The following is a 14,454-nucleotide window of genomic DNA, read 5'->3' on the forward strand; positions in this document are numbered from 1 at the left end:
GCCCGCGCGGGAACCAGCACGGCTACCGTCGTATGCCTACGAGGGTGCCTACGAGGGTGAGGGAGCGCAGACGCCATGAATCCCGGAGACGACGGGTCCTACCCCGACTACGGCGACACCACGGGCCACACCCGCACCCGCCTCCCCGAGGGCGACCCCTACGGCGGCGCCCCCCGCCGCCCGGCCCGCTCCTCCTCCCGCAGCCTGGTGACGGTGGTCGGCGTGGTGGTCCTCCTGATCGCAGCGATCGCTTTCGCCAACCGGGGGGACCGGTCGTCGGCCGGCACCGCCTCCGGAAAGGCCGGCAAGCCGACGAACTCTCCCACGACGGCCAGCGGAACGGAACCCGTGCAGACCAAGTCCTCGGGGGTGCCCACGGGATTTGCCCACACGGAACAGGGTGCGCAGTCGGCAGCCTCGAACTACGCCGTGGCACTGGGCTCGACGAGCATGTTCAACCAGGACAGCCGCAACAGACTGCTGCACCTGCTGTACACCTCCGACGCGGCAACCCGTCTCCAGGGACAGATGGACCAGGCCTACTCGGCCGACTTCCTTGCCAACATGGGCCTCGACGCATCGGGCAACCCGCCGAAGGACAGCACCTTCGTCTCCCGGGTGATCCCGGTCGGCACAACGGTTCGGAACTACACCGCCAACGGCACCGAGATCGCCGTCTGGTACGTGGGGCTCATCGGCATGTCCGGCAGCTCCTCGACCGACCCCGTCACCTCGTCCTGGAAGACATGGACCTTCGACCTGCAGTGGTCCGGCGACGACTGGAAGATCACTTCCGACACGCAGAAGGACGGCCCGGCCCCGGTACCCGGTGACGACAAGGCCGCCACCTCCGACGAGATCAGCAAGGCCATCGAAGAGTACGGAGGGTTCACGTATGCCCGGTAGCCCGCAACGTGCGCTGAAGCTCGCCGGATTCGTGGCAGCCGTGCAGACCACGGCCGTGCTGCTCGCCACCCGCGCCTTCGCCGCCCCCTCGCCCACCCCCCCGGGCAGCCCGTCGCCCTCGCCGTCGGGACACAGGTACAACTGCGGCGTCATCTCCGGCGAGGCCAGGAAGTACTGCGAACGCGGCAACACCAGCAGTGGATCCGGCGGCGCCGGCGTCCCGGACACCTCCACCCTCGACCCCCTCTCCTCCCTCGCCAAAGGCTGTGCCGAGGCGGCCTCCTGGACGATCGACAAGCTCAGCAAGGCCGTGAAGGAGACCGCCAACGTCGACTTCACCAACGAGAAGTTCCTTCAGCAGTACGCCATCGTCTTCGCCGCCTCCACCATCCTCACGCTCCTGCTGTGGCTCCTCGCCGTGGCCAAACGAGCCGTCCGCGGCGTGCCGCTGACCACCGCCATCTCCGAAGCCATCGGCTTCCTCTGGCTCACGGTGCTCGCCTCCGCCTTCACCCCGCTGATCCTCTACACCGTCGTCTCCGCGACCGACGGCGTCACCGACGTCCTCGCCAAGGCCACCGGCGACCAGGCCGACACCTTCTTCGGCACCTTCTCCGGCGCCCTCGGCAAGGGCACCGACATCGGCGGCGGCCCGATCATGCTGATCGTCGTCTCCCTGGTCAGCATCCTCGCCGCCGGCGTCCTGTGGTTGGAGCTGGTCATCCGCGCCGCCCTCCTCTACGTCGGCGCGCTCCTCGGCACCGTCGTCTACGCCGGACTCGTGGACAAGAACCTGTGGGGCCACGTCCGGCGCTGGGCCGGGATCATGATCGCCGTCATCCTCGTCAAACCGGTCATCGTGATCGTGCTCGGCCTCGCCGGCGCCCTCTCCTCCGGCAACGGCCCCGACTCCTTCTCCGCCGTCGTCTCCGGCCTCGCCATCATCCTGCTCGCCATCTTCGCCAGCGCAATGATCTACCGCTTCGTCCCCGGCTTCGGCGACGACATCGCAAGCGGCCGCAACAACCGCATCATGCAGGGCGCCGAGGGCAAGGCCGCCGCCGTCATCAGCTCCCCCGCCACCCTCGTCGCCCAGGGCATCAAGACGCACAGCTCCCGCGCCGACAACAACGGCGGCGCAGCAGGCGGCACCAGCAGCAGCACCCCCCGCCCGGCCAACCCCGCCACCGGCGGCGTCGCCGCCCACAGCAGCCGTACTCCCGCATCCGGCGGCGGCGCGGTCCCCTCCGCCACACCCGCGCCCCGCGCACCCAGCCCCGCCAACACCCCGCACGCCGGCAACGCCCGCAACAACCGCCCAGGAGGTGAAGGGCGTTGACGACCGAGGCCCACCTGTCCCATCCGGTCACGCCCCGCCGTACGTATCTGATCGGCCGCGCCCGGCCGAACGCGATCATCGGCCGGAACCGCGAGTCCGGCGAGATCGCGCTGATCGTCGCGGGCGCGTTCCTCGGCATGATGTGCGGCCTCCTCGTGCCCGTCCTGTCCCTGCGGATCGTGCTGCTGACGGGCTTCCCGCTGCTCGCGCTCGCCGCGGTCTACGTGCCCTACAAGCGCCGCACCTTCTACAAGTGGTTCGAGATCAACCGCAGCTACAAGCGCACGATCAAGGGCGGCGCCGTCTACCGCTCCACCGCCATGGAGGCCGGCACCCGCATCGACGGCCGCGAGGTCGAGATCGGCCCGCCGCCCGGCATCGGACGCATCAGCTGGCTCGCCGCCCCCTTCGGACCCGACGAGATCGCCGTACTGCTGCACGCCGACCGCAAGACCGTCACGGCCGCCATCGAGATCGAGGGCCCCGGCGTGGGCCTGCGCGACTCGGAGGACCAGGAGGCCCTGGTCGACCGCTTCGGCACCCTGCTCAAGCACGTCGCCAACGGCGACGGGTTCGTCACCCGCCTGCAGATGCTCGCCCGCACCCTGCCCGCCGACCCCGACGCGCACGCCAAGGACGTCGTCCAGCGCGGCGACCAGCGCTCCCCCGAGTGGCTCCAACGCAGCTACGACCAGCTGCAGTCCATGGTGTCCACCAGCAGCGAGCAGCACCGTGCCTACCTCGTCGCCTGTATGCACTACACCCGCGAACTGGCCGCCGAGGCCCAGGCCATGGCCCGCGCCGCCCGCCCGCAGACCGGCCGCAGGCTGGACCGCGACGCCGGTCTCGCCGTCGTCATGGCCCGCGAACTGACCGACATCTGCTCGCGCCTTCAGGAAGCCGACATCCGCGTCCGGCAGCCGCTCGGCCAGGGCCGGCTGGCGTCACTGGTCCACTCCATGTACGACCCGGACCACCCCATCGACCACATCCAGGCGATGACCCAGCGCAACGCCTGGCCGGCCGAGCTGGACGCCATGGAGCCCACCTACCTCCAGGCCAAGACCCGCGAGTCCAACACCCGCGCCCCCTGGTGCCACGCCACCGCCTGGGTCAAGGAATGGCCGATGACCCCGGTCGGCGTGAACTTCCTCGCCCCGCTCCTCGTCCACACCCCGGACGTCATCCGCACGGTCGCCGTGACCATGGACCTCGAGCCCACCGAGATCGCCATCGAACGCATGCTGACGGAGAAGACCAACGACGAGGCAGAGGCGTCCCGCGCCGCCAAGATGAACCGGACCGTCGACCCCCGCGACATCGCCGCCCACAACCGCCTCGACCAGCGCGGCGAGGACCTCGCCAGCGGCGCCGCCGGCGTCAACCTGGTCGGCTACATCACCGTCTCCTCCCGCACCCCGGAGGCCCTCGCCCGCGACAAGCGCACCATAAGGGCCTCCGCCGGCAAGTCGTATCTCAAGCTGGAGTGGTGCGACCGCGAGCACCACCGCGCCTTCGTCAACACGCTGCCCTTCGCCACCGGCATCCGGAGGTAGGACCTGATGCGGGATCCGCTGTCCGTCCTCACCGACGCCTTCACGTCCTTCCTCTTCGGAAAGGTCGAGACGACCCGCCTCCCGGTTCGCACCTCCACGGGCCAGGCCCAGGCGGTCTACCTGCCCACGGCCGCCCCCGGCCTCGGCGACTCCGGCGTCATCATCGGCCGCGAGGTGTACTCCGGCAAGGGCTACATCTACGACCCCTTCCAGCTGTACGGCCAGCAGCTCCCGGCCCCGCACTGGCTCGTCCTCGGCGAGTCCGGCAACGGCAAGTCGGCCCTGGAGAAGACCTACGTCCTACGACAGCTGCGCTTCAAGGACCGACAGGTCGTCGTCCTGGACGCCCAGGGCGAGGACGGCGTCGGCGAATGGAACCTCATCGCCGAGGAGCTGGGGATAACACCCATCCGGCTCGACCCGACGGCCGCCCTGGACCACGGCATCCGGCTCAATCCGCTGGACCCCGCGATCACGACCACGGGCCAGCTGGCGCTGCTCCGCACGATCATCGAGGTCGCGATGGGCCACGGCCTCGACGAACGCTCCGGCTTCGCCCTCAAGGTCGCGCACTCCTACGTCAACGAGACGATCCTGGACCGCCAGCCCGTCCTGACCGACATCGTGGAGCAACTACGCCACCCCGAACCGGAGTCGGCGGAGGCGATGAACGTCGCCATAGACGACGTACGCGCCTGGGGACTCGATGTCGCCCTGGTACTGGACCGGCTCGTCGACGGTGACCTCAGGGGCATGTTCGACGGCCCCACGACGGTCGGCATCGACCTCGATGCCCCCCTCATCGTCTTCGACCTGTCCCACATCGACCGCAACTCCATCGCCATGCCCATCCTCATGGCGATCGTCGGCGTATGGCTGGAGCACACCTGGATCCGCCCCGACCGGAAGAAGCGCATCTTCCTCGTCGAGGAGGCCTGGCACATCATCAACAGCCCCTTCGTGGCCCAGCTGTTCCAGCGCCTGCTCAAGTTCGGCCGCCGACTCGGCCTGTCCTTCGTGGCGGTCGTCCACCACCTGTCCGACGTGGTCGACGGCGCGGCGGCCAAGGAGGCGGCGGCGATCCTCAAGATGGCCTCCACCCGGACCATCTACGCCCAGAAGGCCGACGAGGCACGGGCCACCGGGCGCGTGCTGGGTTTGCCGAGGTGGGCGGTGGAAATCATCCCGACACTGACGCCCGGCATCGCCGTATGGGACGTCAACGGCAATGTCCAGGTGGTCAAACACCTGGTCACGGAGACCGAACGCCCGCTGGTCTTCACCGACCGCGCGATGACCGAGTCCTCCAGCGACCTCCTGGCCGACGAGGCCCTGCGCGCCGCCGAAATGGAGGCCGAGCAGCGGGCGGCGGCCTTCGTGGAGCAGCATCTGGGCGACTCCGAGTCGACCGTGGCGTAGCGGGAGGGGAGAGGCGTGAGACCGGACGATCACCGCCGTGCCGAGCGGCGCGAGGGCCAGGGCGGCATCCCCGACGGCCTCCTGATCGGCATACTCGCGTTCCTCCTCGGCATGACCCTGCTCGTGTGGACGGCCACGGGCCTGGCGGCGCTCTTCACCAAGGGCGCCTGGCCCACCGGCGTCACCTTCACCCGCACCCCCCTGGCCATGCGCCACCTCATCGGCCGGCCCCACGACCTCACCGGCGCCTGGCCGGACACCCCCGCGGACCGGCTGTCCGGATGGGGCCTGTTCTGGGGCCTGTTCATCGGCCAGTTGATGATCCTCTTCGTCCTCACCGTGTTCGTCATGGGGGTGGTGACCAGATGGCGGGCGGCAAGGTCGCGGCGGAGGGCGACAGCGCGGCAGGAGCCCCGCCACGAGGTCCCACTGCCACGCGGGGCGGCGGCACCGGAACCGATGCCGGTGCCGGCTCCGGCTCCGGCTCCGGAACCTGTGCCGGTGCCGGTGCCGGTGCCGGAACCACAACCGCGGCCGGCGGAAACCGTCGTCCAGGAGACGGCGTCGAAAGCACCCTCACCCGGCGCCCCGGCCCACGGTGAACGGCTGGGCGGGAAGCAGGGAATCCACTTCGCCCCCAGGGACAGCCGGCGGCCGACCGCGGCCCAGGCCGTGCGCGAGGCGGAAGGCCCCGCCCTCGTCGTCACATCGAACCCAGCCCTGTGGGCGGAGACGAAGGACGCAAGAGCCAAACTGGGCCCCACCCTCCTCTACGACCCCACCCACCTCTGCGACACCCCGGCTCGCCTGCACTGGTCCCCCATCACGGGCTGCGAGGACAGACAGACCGCGCTGAGCCGGGCAACGGCACTCCTCGCCCCCGTACACCCCACAGCCAAGATCGACCAAACGGTGGCGGACACGGCGACCACGCTCCTGCGCAGCTACCTCCACGCCGCCGCCCTGGAAACCCGCACCATCCGCCACGTCCACCGCTGGGCCCAGGGCACCCAGGTCCAGGACGCGGTACGCACCCTCCGTACCCACCCCAAGGCCGCCCCCGGCGCCGCCGGCGAACTCGAGGCCGCCCTCACCGCACATCCCGAACGCCGTGACATCGCACAGGAGTTGACCGGCCGCGCCCTGTCCGCCCTCTCCACGGTCAACATCCGCGAGGCCTGCACACCCAACCGAACTGATGCCCTCACCCTGGATTCCTTCGTCCACGAAGGGGGCACGCTCTATGTGGTCGGTGAATCCATCGAGGACCCCAGGAGCAATCCCGGCGCGATGCCACTCCTGACGGCCCTCGCCTCAAGCGTGGTCGAGCGTGGCCGGCGCATGGCCGAACGGTCATCCTCCGGTCGGCTCGACCCACCACTGACCCTGGTCCTGGACGACATCGCCGCCGTGGCCCCGCTCCCCCAGCTCCCTGACCTGCTCACCACCGGCCACGACCAGGGCCTGCCCACCCTCGCCCTGCTGCGCTCCCGCGAACAGGCCCGCTCCCGCTGGCCCCATCAGGAACTGCCGGTCTAGGAGGGCCACTCCAGCACGAACTCCAGCTCGTTCTGCGCCTCGTCCCGGAAGAACGGCACGCACACCCCGCTCGGCACGAACCCCGCCTTGCGGTACGCGCCCTGCGCCCGGGCGTTGTCCTCGTGCACCAGCAGCCGGACCCGCCGCGCACCCTGCTCCCGCGCCCACTCCACACCGGCGTCGAACAGGGCCTTGACCAGCCCGTTCCCACGGTGCTCGGGACGGACGAACACCCCGACCACATGCCCCTGCCGACGCTCCACGAGGTACCCCGCCCAGTCCTTCGTCCCGGCCTCCTCGATGAGCACGGTCACCGAGCCGGCCCACTGTCCGTCGGGTGCCTCGGCGATCAACTGCCGGGCCGTAGTGGACCTCTCACCTGATCCGACCGCCCGGTCCTGCCAGAAGGCGTCCGCCCTTGCCTCGGCATCGTCGTACGACTCCAGGAAGGCGAGATGCGCAACCGGGTCCCGCAGCGCGTCCAGCCGCAGCTGCTTCACTCGGGGCCAGTCGTCCGGTCGTATGGCGCGGATGACGTAGTCATGGCTGGTGCTCATGGGCTCACCGTAGTGCCGAGCGTTGTCAGTGGCATCCCATATTGTGGACGCCATGACAATTTTGCCGCAACGCCCGCATACCGCCCTGCTGGTCATCGACGTACAGAAGGGCGTGATGGTGCCGGGCTCACCGAATCGTGAGAACGTCATCGCCAACATCGCCCAGCTCATCGACGAGGCCCGCGCGGCCGGCGTGCCGGTGATCTGGGTCCAGCACCAGGACGAGGAGCTGGCGCCGGGCACCGAGGCCTGGGAGTACGTACCGGAACTCAAGCGTCTCGACGACGAGCCGCTTGTCGCCAAGAGCTACCGGGACTCGTTCGAGGACACCACGCTGGAGTCGGTCCTGGCCGAGCGTGGAGTGGGCCGCCTCTATGTCACGGGCGCCCAGACCGACTTCTGTATCCGCTCGACCCTGCACGGCGCTCTCGTACGCGGCTACGACGCGACTCTGGTCGCCGACGCCCACACGACGGAGGACCTCACCGAGCACGGCGCGCCGGCCCCGGAGCAGGTCATCGCCCACACCAACTTCTACTGGAGCGGCCAGCACGCGCCGGGCCGACAGGGCGGAACGGTGAACACGGCGGAACTGACCTTCTAGAGCCTTTCGGAAACCGAGCCCGGATTCGGTTCCGAAACGCAGAAAGGCCCACGCCGGATGGCGTGGGCCTTTCTCAAAATTTGTTCGGCGGCGTCCTACTCTCCCACAGGGTCCCCCCTGCAGTACCATCGGCGCTGTGAGGCTTAGCTTCCGGGTTCGGAATGTAACCGGGCGTTTCCCTCACGCTATGACCACCGAAACACTATGAAACTGTCGAACCATGCCACACCACGCTCTGTGAAACGTGGGGCTGTTCGTGGTTTCAGAACCAACACAGTGGACGCGAGCAACTGAGGACAAGCCCTCGGCCTATTAGTACCGGTCACCTCCACCAGTTACCTGGCTTCCAGATCCGGCCTATCAACCCAGTCGTCTACTGGGAGCCTTACCCCATCAAGTGGGTGGGAGTCCTCATCTCGAAGCAGGCTTCCCGCTTAGATGCTTTCAGCGGTTATCCCTCCCGAACGTAGCCAACCAGCCATGCCCTTGGCAGAACAACTGGCACACCAGAGGTTCGTCCGTCCCGGTCCTCTCGTACTAGGGACAGCCCTTCTCAAGACTCCTACGCGCACAGCGGATAGGGACCGAACTGTCTCACGACGTTCTAAACCCAGCTCGCGTACCGCTTTAATGGGCGAACAGCCCAACCCTTGGGACCGACTCCAGCCCCAGGATGCGACGAGCCGACATCGAGGTGCCAAACCATCCCGTCGATATGGACTCTTGGGGAAGATCAGCCTGTTATCCCCGGGGTACCTTTTATCCGTTGAGCGACGGCGCTTCCACAAGCCACCGCCGGATCACTAGTCCCGACTTTCGTCCCTGCTCGACCCGTCGGTCTCACAGTCAAGCTCCCTTGTGCACTTACACTCAACACCTGATTGCCAACCAGGCTGAGGGAACCTTTGGGCGCCTCCGTTACTCTTTAGGAGGCAACCGCCCCAGTTAAACTACCCATCAGACACTGTCCCTGATCCGGATCACGGACCCAGGTTAGACATCCAGCACGACCAGACTGGTATTTCAACGACGACTCCACAAACACTGGCGTGCCTGCTTCAAAGTCTCCCAGCTATCCTACACAAGCCGAACCGAACACCAATATCAAACTGTAGTAAAGGTCCCGGGGTCTTTCCGTCCTGCTGCGCGAAACGAGCATCTTTACTCGTAGTGCAATTTCACCGGGCCTATGGTTGAGACAGTCGAGAAGTCGTTACGCCATTCGTGCAGGTCGGAACTTACCCGACAAGGAATTTCGCTACCTTAGGATGGTTATAGTTACCACCGCCGTTTACTGGCGCTTAAGTTCTCAGCTTCGCCTGGACGAATCCAAGCTAACCGGTCCCCTTAACGTTCCAGCACCGGGCAGGCGTCAGTCCGTATACATCGCCTTACGGCTTCGCACGGACCTGTGTTTTTAGTAAACAGTCGCTTCTCGCTGGTCTCTGCGGCCACCCCCAGCTCGAACAGCAAGTGTTCTCACCAGGCGTGGCCCCCCTTCTCCCGAAGTTACGGGGGCATTTTGCCGAGTTCCTTAACCATAGTTCACCCGAACGCCTCGGTATTCTCTACCTGACCACCTGAGTCGGTTTAGGGTACGGGCCGCCATAAAACTCGCTAGAGGCTTTTCTCGACAGCATAGGATCATCCACTTCACCACAATCGGCTCGGCATCAGGTCTCAGCCACAAGGTGTGCGGATTTGCCTACACACCGGCCTACACCCTTACCCCGGGACAACCACCGCCCGGGATGGACTACCTTCCTGCGTCACCCCATCACTCACCTACTAACCGCTTGGTCCGGCGGCTCCACCACTCCCCTCAACTCCGAAGAGATCAGGGCGGCTTCACGGCCTTAGCATCACGATGCTCGATGTTTGACGCTTCACAGCGGGTACCGGAATATCAACCGGTTATCCATCGACTACGCCTGTCGGCCTCGCCTTAGGTCCCGACTTACCCTGGGCAGATCAGCTTGACCCAGGAACCCTTAGTCAATCGGCGCACACGTTTCTCACGTGTGAATCGCTACTCATGCCTGCATTCTCACTCGTCAACCGTCCACGACTACCTTCCAGTGCCGCTTCACCCGGCAGACGACGCTCCCCTACCCATCAACACACCCGTTGGGGCTATATATGTCAATGACACGACTTCGGCGGTACGCTTGAGCCCCGCTACATTGTCGGCGCGGAATCACTAGACCAGTGAGCTATTACGCACTCTTTCAAGGGTGGCTGCTTCTAAGCCAACCTCCTGGTTGTCTGTGCGACTCCACATCCTTTCCCACTTAGCGTACGCTTAGGGGCCTTAGTCGATGCTCTGGGCTGTTTCCCTCTCGACCATGGAGCTTATCCCCCACAGTCTCACTGCCGCGCTCTCACTTACCGGCATTCGGAGTTTGGCTAAGGTCAGTAACCCGGTAGGGCCCATCGCCTATCCAGTGCTCTACCTCCGGCAAGAAACACACGACGCTGCACCTAAATGCATTTCGGGGAGAACCAGCTATCACGGAGTTTGATTGGCCTTTCACCCCTAACCACAGGTCATCCCCCAGGTTTTCAACCCTGGTGGGTTCGGTCCTCCACGAAGTCTTACCTCCGCTTCAACCTGCCCATGGCTAGATCACTCCGCTTCGGGTCTTGAGCGTGCTACTCCAACGCCCTATTCGGACTCGCTTTCGCTACGGCTTCCCCACACGGGTTAACCTCGCAACACACCGCAAACTCGCAGGCTCATTCTTCAAAAGGCACGCAGTCACACCGAAGTGCTCCCACGGCTTGTAGGCACACGGTTTCAGGTACTATTTCACTCCCCTCCCGGGGTACTTTTCACCATTCCCTCACGGTACTATCCGCTATCGGTCACCAGGGAATATTTAGGCTTAGCGGGTGGTCCCGCCAGATTCACACGGGATTTCTCGGGCCCCGTGCTACTTGGGTGTCTCTCAAACGAGCCGCTGATGTTTCGACTACGGGGGTCTTACCCTCTACGCCGGACCTTTCGCATGTCCTTCGCCTACATCAACGGTTTCTGACTCGTCCTGTCGCCGGCAGACAACAGAAGAGAGATCCCACAACCCCGTATACGCAACCCCTGCCGGGTCTCACACGCATACGGTTTGGCCTCATCCGGTTTCGCTCGCCACTACTCCCGGAATCACGGTTGTTTTCTCTTCCTGAGGGTACTGAGATGTTTCACTTCCCCTCGTTCCCTCCACACTGCCTATGTGTTCAGCAGCGGGTGACAGCCCATGACGACTGCCGGGTTTCCCCATTCGGAAACCCCCGGATCAAAGCCTGGTTGACGACTCCCCGGGGACTATCGTGGCCTCCCACGTCCTTCATCGGTTCCTGGTGCCAAGGCATCCACCGTGCGCCCTTAAAAACTTGGCCACAGATGCTCGCGTCCACTGTGCAGTTCTCAAACAACGACCAGCCACCCATCACCCCACCAGACAAACCGGTGAGTTCACTGGGGCCGGCGACCGAGAGACAGACCATACGGCCGTGCCCTCAGACACCCAACAGCGTGCCCGGCCCACTCCCGTCCGGAGATCATGCGTTCCACGCTCTGACGAGCAGTACTAGCAGCCCCCGACCCGAGGTCTGGACCGAATAGTCAACGTTCCACCCATGAGCAACCAGCATCGGACATCCGCCGATGTACTGGCCTCTGACCAACCGGAGTTGGTAAGAAGTGCTCCTTAGAAAGGAGGTGATCCAGCCGCACCTTCCGGTACGGCTACCTTGTTACGACTTCGTCCCAATCGCCAGTCCCACCTTCGACAGCTCCCTCCCACAAGGGGTTGGGCCACCGGCTTCGGGTGTTACCGACTTTCGTGACGTGACGGGCGGTGTGTACAAGGCCCGGGAACGTATTCACCGCAGCAATGCTGATCTGCGATTACTAGCGACTCCGACTTCATGGGGTCGAGTTGCAGACCCCAATCCGAACTGAGACCGGCTTTTTGAGATTCGCTCCACCTCACGGTATCGCAGCTCATTGTACCGGCCATTGTAGCACGTGTGCAGCCCAAGACATAAGGGGCATGATGACTTGACGTCGTCCCCACCTTCCTCCGAGTTGACCCCGGCGGTCTCCTGTGAGTCCCCATCACCCCGAAGGGCATGCTGGCAACACAGAACAAGGGTTGCGCTCGTTGCGGGACTTAACCCAACATCTCACGACACGAGCTGACGACAGCCATGCACCACCTGTACACCGACCACAAGGGGGGCACTATCTCTAATGCTTTCCGGTGTATGTCAAGCCTTGGTAAGGTTCTTCGCGTTGCGTCGAATTAAGCCACATGCTCCGCCGCTTGTGCGGGCCCCCGTCAATTCCTTTGAGTTTTAGCCTTGCGGCCGTACTCCCCAGGCGGGGAACTTAATGCGTTAGCTGCGGCACCGACGACGTGGAATGTCGCCAACACCTAGTTCCCACCGTTTACGGCGTGGACTACCAGGGTATCTAATCCTGTTCGCTCCCCACGCTTTCGCTCCTCAGCGTCAGTAATGGCCCAGAGATCCGCCTTCGCCACCGGTGTTCCTCCTGATATCTGCGCATTTCACCGCTACACCAGGAATTCCGATCTCCCCTACCACACTCTAGCTAGCCCGTATCGACTGCAGACTCGGGGTTAAGCCCCGAGCTTTCACAATCGACGTGACAAGCCGCCTACGAGCTCTTTACGCCCAATAATTCCGGACAACGCTTGCGCCCTACGTATTACCGCGGCTGCTGGCACGTAGTTAGCCGGCGCTTCTTCTGCAGGTACCGTCACTCTCGCTTCTTCCCTGCTGAAAGAGGTTTACAACCCGAAGGCCGTCATCCCTCACGCGGCGTCGCTGCATCAGGCTTTCGCCCATTGTGCAATATTCCCCACTGCTGCCTCCCGTAGGAGTCTGGGCCGTGTCTCAGTCCCAGTGTGGCCGGTCGCCCTCTCAGGCCGGCTACCCGTCGTCGCCTTGGTGAGCCATTACCTCACCAACAAGCTGATAGGCCGCGGGCTCATCCTTCACCGCCGGAGCTTTCCAACCTCCAAGATGCCTTGGAGGCTCGTATCCGGTATTAGACCCCGTTTCCAGGGCTTGTCCCAGAGTGAAGGGCAGATTGCCCACGTGTTACTCACCCGTTCGCCACTAATCCACCCCGAAGGGCTTCATCGTTCGACTTGCATGTGTTAAGCACGCCGCCAGCGTTCGTCCTGAGCCAGGATCAAACTCTCCGTGAATGTTTACTCGGCCAGAAAATTAATTCAGCCGGTGCAACACCACGAGAGCGGAACCACCGGAGGAATAATCCGATGGTTCACAGCGTCCTCGCTGTGTTTTTTCAAAGGAACCTCGACCATCGGAATGTTCCGACAGACGGGGTATCAACATATCTGGCGTTGACTTTTGGCACGCTGTTGAGTTCTCAAGGAACGGTCGCTTCCTTTGTACTCACCCTCTCGGGCTTTCCTCCGGGCTTCCCTTCGGTGTTTCCGACTCTATCAGATCTTTTCTCGATCCGATTTCCTCGGTGCTTTCCAGGTTCCCGCCTCGCTTTCGCTTGGCGTTTCCCTTTCCGGCGGTTCCGACTCTATCAGATCCTTTCGGCGTCTGACCCCCAGTCAGCGGGGTTTGTCCTCCCGGCCGTTGGGCCGTTCCGACGTCTCAAACCTTAGCGGATCCGCTCGGCGATTCCCAATCGGGGCGCCGGGCTCCATTCGAATGGAATTCGGGCACGCCGAAATCCACCCGGATGGGAGATCGTACTAATGGCTTGAGAGGTGCCGCTCGAAGCGGCTGAGGTGCTACCGGAGAACCGTTACGGCGCTGCGGCAACCCGGAGAACTTTACGGATCCAGCAGGGTGGAGTCAACCCTCCCTGTCAAGATTTTTTTCTGGCGCCCCCGCGGGAGCGCGTCAGTCCAGGTCAGTGAGGCGGCCGCCGGCGTCCGGCTGGGCGTGCTCCACCCTTCGCAGGAGGCGGGTGAGGACCTCTCCCAGCACCGCGCGCTCCGCAGGGGTGAGGTCCTGGAGCAGGTCCTCCTCGAAGACGGTCGCCAGGCGCATCGCCTCCAGCCACTTCTCGCGGCCCTCGGGCGTCAGCTCCACGATCACCCGAACGCGGTTGGACTCGTCACGCTCCCGGGTGACCAGGCCCTCGGTGACCATGCGGTCGATGCGGTGGGTCATGGCGGCCGGCGTGAGGCCGAGGCGCTTGGCGAGGTCGCTGGGGCCCATGCGGTACGGGGCGCCGGAGAGGACGAGGGCCTTGAGGACCTCCCACTCGGCGTTGCTGATGCCGAGGGCACCGGTCTGGCGGCCGTAGGCGACGTTCATACGGCGGTTGAGCCGGGACAGCGCCGAGACGATCTTCTCGACCTGGGGGTCGAGGTCCTGGAACTCGCGCTGGTAGGCGGCGATCTGTTCTTCGAGGGTCGGCTCCGTGACGCCGGGGGTGTCGGCCATGGCCGCAGTATCGCACGCAGCTCCTTTGCTTTGAAGTCCTTCACTGTGTACTCTTTAGCTTCGAACTTTAGC

At 64.8% G+C, this 14,454-nt stretch carries 8 protein-coding genes and 3 rRNA genes; 6 read left to right on the forward strand and 5 right to left on the reverse strand.

The window, feature by feature from the left end; genetic code table 11:
• Positions 1-75: 75 nt before the first annotated feature.
• The 5 genes from GQF42_RS21700 to GQF42_RS21720 are packed head-to-tail and all read left to right on the forward strand — an operon-like array spanning position 76 to position 6,759.
• Positions 76-906 (forward strand): hypothetical protein, encoded by an 831-nt coding sequence (locus GQF42_RS21700; protein ID WP_158922390.1) that lies wholly within the window; start codon positions 76-78, stop codon positions 904-906.
• Positions 896-2,245 carry a hypothetical protein gene (locus tag GQF42_RS21705; protein ID WP_158922392.1) on the forward strand — a complete coding sequence of 450 codons (1,350 nt, stop codon included), beginning with the start codon at positions 896-898 and terminating at the stop codon, positions 2,243-2,245. The genes GQF42_RS21700 and GQF42_RS21705 overlap by 11 nt, the downstream gene beginning before the upstream one ends.
• Positions 2,242-3,801: an SCO6880 family protein gene (locus GQF42_RS21710; protein ID WP_158922394.1), complete on the forward strand. Its 1,560-nt coding sequence runs from the start codon at positions 2,242-2,244 to the stop codon at positions 3,799-3,801. Before GQF42_RS21705 ends, GQF42_RS21710 begins: the two co-directional genes overlap by 4 nt.
• A 6-nt stretch (positions 3,802-3,807) precedes the next feature.
• The gene (locus GQF42_RS21715) at positions 3,808-5,220 is read left to right on the forward strand and encodes an ATP-binding protein (RefSeq protein WP_158922396.1); all 1,413 of its coding nucleotides are present in this window, start codon (positions 3,808-3,810) and stop codon (positions 5,218-5,220) included.
• A gap of 15 nt (positions 5,221-5,235) precedes the next feature.
• The gene (locus tag GQF42_RS21720) at positions 5,236-6,759 is read left to right on the forward strand and encodes a type IV secretory system conjugative DNA transfer family protein (protein WP_158922398.1); all 1,524 of its coding nucleotides are present in this window, start codon (positions 5,236-5,238) and stop codon (positions 6,757-6,759) included.
• Here GQF42_RS21720 and GQF42_RS21725 read toward each other — a convergent pair.
• Positions 6,756-7,316 (reverse strand): GNAT family N-acetyltransferase, encoded by a 561-nt coding sequence (locus GQF42_RS21725; RefSeq protein WP_158922400.1) that lies wholly within the window; start codon positions 7,314-7,316, stop codon positions 6,756-6,758. The genes GQF42_RS21720 and GQF42_RS21725 overlap by 4 nt on opposite strands.
• A gap of 52 nt (positions 7,317-7,368) precedes the next feature.
• Here GQF42_RS21725 and GQF42_RS21730 point away from each other — a divergent pair, with 52 nt between their 5' ends.
• Positions 7,369-7,920 carry a cysteine hydrolase family protein gene (locus tag GQF42_RS21730; RefSeq protein ID WP_158922402.1) on the forward strand — a complete coding sequence of 184 codons (552 nt, stop codon included), beginning with the start codon at positions 7,369-7,371 and terminating at the stop codon, positions 7,918-7,920.
• 82 nt (positions 7,921-8,002) lie between these two features.
• Here the strand turns inward: GQF42_RS21730 and rrf are convergent.
• The 4 genes from rrf to GQF42_RS21750 form a co-directional block, all read right to left on the reverse strand.
• Positions 8,003-8,119: ribosomal RNA gene (rrf, locus tag GQF42_RS21735) — 5S ribosomal RNA — on the reverse strand.
• A 93-nt stretch (positions 8,120-8,212) separates the two neighbouring features.
• Positions 8,213-11,316, reverse strand: a 23S ribosomal RNA gene (locus GQF42_RS21740).
• A gap of 315 nt (positions 11,317-11,631) precedes the next feature.
• Positions 11,632-13,157: ribosomal RNA gene (locus tag GQF42_RS21745) — 16S ribosomal RNA — on the reverse strand.
• Together the 16S, 23S and 5S rRNA genes form the textbook arrangement of a ribosomal RNA operon.
• Positions 13,158-13,833: 676 nt before the next feature.
• Complete coding sequence (locus GQF42_RS21750; protein ID WP_158922404.1) at positions 13,834-14,382, reverse strand: MarR family winged helix-turn-helix transcriptional regulator; 549 nt, start codon at positions 14,380-14,382, stop codon at positions 13,834-13,836.
• Positions 14,383-14,454 lie beyond the last annotated feature (72 nt).

This window comes from Streptomyces broussonetiae (assembly GCF_009796285.1).
GTDB lineage: Bacteria > Actinomycetota > Actinomycetes > Streptomycetales > Streptomycetaceae > Streptomyces > Streptomyces broussonetiae.

What these genes read in the sequence shown, in the direction of transcription:
- GQF42_RS21700 (WP_158922390.1), top strand. Translation starts at nt 76, where the DNA reads ATGAATCCCGGAGACGACGGGTCCTACCCCGACTACGGCGACACCACG.
- GQF42_RS21705 (WP_158922392.1), top strand. Translation starts at nt 896, where the DNA reads ATGCCCGGTAGCCCGCAACGTGCGCTGAAGCTCGCCGGATTCGTGGCA.
- GQF42_RS21715 (WP_158922396.1), top strand. Translation starts at nt 3,808, where the DNA reads ATGCGGGATCCGCTGTCCGTCCTCACCGACGCCTTCACGTCCTTCCTC.
- GQF42_RS21725 (WP_158922400.1), bottom strand. Translation starts at nt 7,316, where the DNA reads ATGAGCACCAGCCATGACTACGTCATCCGCGCCATACGACCGGACGAC.
- GQF42_RS21730 (WP_158922402.1), top strand. Translation starts at nt 7,369, where the DNA reads ATGACAATTTTGCCGCAACGCCCGCATACCGCCCTGCTGGTCATCGAC.
- GQF42_RS21750 (WP_158922404.1), bottom strand. Translation starts at nt 14,382, where the DNA reads ATGGCCGACACCCCCGGCGTCACGGAGCCGACCCTCGAAGAACAGATC.